Genomic DNA, 1,422 nt, shown 5'->3' on the forward strand with positions numbered 1-1,422 from the left:
CTTCCTGATGGTAATATTTTTTGTAAAGCAATGGGGGAGAAAGACGCCACAGATATGAAGGTGTATGACAAAGATACAGAAAAGGTTTTGTCAGAAATTAACAGTCGTGCTATCCCTTATCCAACAAAGAAAGAGCTGCTTTTTTCCGGTGATCAATACCACCTTAGGAGTGTTCACGAATTGCAAGAGCATCAGCAATTGACAATCATTGCTATGGTTATTTTAGTGAACATTGAATTACATACTTAATGGAAGAGAAAAGCCGTGTTCATAAACTAATGATCACGGCCTTTCTCTTCCTTAAATTAAATGATTCAGCTACTAAGCGTTCGGTCTACTTCTAAAAAATCACAAACAAGATTTAACAAATCCGTTTGTTCAGGACCGTGGCAAATCATATGTTTGGATTGAGGTAGAAAATGGAGGGTTTTATCAGTGGACTGGATAGAATCATAAATAAATCTTGCGCTCTTTGGAGGAAGCAATCCATCTTCTCCTCCTTGAATAATCAGTGCTGGAGATTTTACTTCTTGGAAGAAAGGACGTAATTCGTCTACAAGCTTCCTGAACTCAAGTGAAGCACTCATTGGAGCAGATCCCATGCGCCTGATATACCGTTGAAATAAATCATTTTCCCTTAAATTCCCTCGTATTCCGTCTTTGGCCATTTTCCACAAGTCTTCAACAAGCTGTGCCGGATCAAGGTAATGTGCGGAGGTACTTAGCAAAATCAGTTTTTCTACTTTGTACTTAGTGGCAAGATACGCGGCAATGACTCCTCCCATGGAATAACCGATGAGATAGACAGCCTCGCATTCTTTCGTCAATTCTTTTAAGTCTTCTTCTGCTTTGTCGACCCATTCCATGTACTCCCGCCCCTTGAGTGACTCATTTTCATTATGTCCAGGGAGTATCGGAACCTTGAGTTTCCATTCGGTGCTTTCCTTTATTTTGTGATAAAGGGGTTCTAACTCGTAAGGGGCACCGCCAAATCCGTGAATGAACAGACAGCCAGTCGTCAATGTAATCACTCCCATAAGTCTTATCTTCTTTTAGTATTACCCTATTAAACTCGCTTGTAAAATGAGTTGTATTAAATTCTCTTTTGAATTGTATTTCAAATATGCTCCCGATTGTTGAAGACTCAGTTTCGAGATAAGGGCTGTTTCCGTTGCCTTGGATAGAGAAGGGAGGGCCGGGAAATCACTCGCTTTCCGCGGGCGGGCGCTGAGCCTCCTCAGACTTCGTCCTCCGGGGTCTCACCTGTCCCTTTGTATCCCACAGGAGTCTCGCATTTTCCCGGCCCTCCTTTCGTTTTTTCAGCAGAACGAAAACACCATTGTTAGGAGGTTGAACCTTCAGCAAAGCGCTCCATTTTAAGTAGAATAGGGATCCTGGAAGACTCATCCTTTGTAAGTGGGA

At 42.2% G+C, this 1,422-nt stretch carries 2 protein-coding genes; one reads left to right on the plus strand and one right to left on the minus strand.

The features are described from left to right. Positions 1 to 249 (plus strand): hypothetical protein (locus tag LD39_RS23340; protein ID WP_035553416.1); only part of this gene is annotated, 249 nt, incomplete at its 5' end. 65 nt (positions 250 to 314) lie between these two features. Here the strand turns inward: LD39_RS23340 and LD39_RS20915 are convergent. Then, positions 315 to 1,037 (minus strand): carboxylesterase, encoded by a 723-nt coding sequence (locus LD39_RS20915; protein WP_035553419.1) that lies wholly within the window; start codon positions 1,035 to 1,037, stop codon positions 315 to 317. Positions 1,038 to 1,422 lie beyond the last annotated feature (385 nt).

It is taken from the genome of Halobacillus sp. BBL2006 (assembly GCF_000786645.1).
Classification (GTDB): domain Bacteria; phylum Bacillota; class Bacilli; order Bacillales; family Halobacillaceae; genus Halobacillus.

What these genes read in the sequence shown, in the direction of transcription:
- LD39_RS20915 (WP_035553419.1), bottom strand. Translation starts at nt 1,037, where the DNA reads ATGGGAGTGATTACATTGACGACTGGCTGTCTGTTCATTCACGGATTT.